The 245-nt window shown below is 57.1% G+C and carries 1 pseudogene; it reads left to right on the forward strand.

The features are described 5' to 3' along the window. Positions 1 to 32: 32 nt before the first annotated feature. Positions 33 to 245, forward strand: a pseudogene (locus tag A142_RS25325) (TrbI/VirB10 family protein); the annotation flags it as partial.

A 245-nucleotide genomic window follows, 5' to 3' on the forward strand; every position in this document is an offset into this window, starting at 1 on the left:
CGGACTTTGTGACGCGAGGGAAGGGGTAGCTTGTGAGTACACTTAAAGAAAGGAGCCTAGCGCACGCGAAAAAGTGGGCATGGTTACTTGTTGTCTTGCTGCTTGGTGTGTTGATTGTGGCCATGCAAAAACTCAGCACAAGCCCCGAAGAGGCACAGGTGGTTGCGCCCACGTCGCCACAGGCCGAGCCCCAAAGCCAAACCCCGTCGGTACGTGAGAGCATTGAGGGGATCACCACCGAGCGC

It is taken from the genome of Vibrio splendidus 12E03, from assembly GCF_000272105.2.
GTDB classification, from domain to species: Bacteria; Pseudomonadota; Gammaproteobacteria; order Enterobacterales; family Vibrionaceae; genus Vibrio; species Vibrio splendidus_I.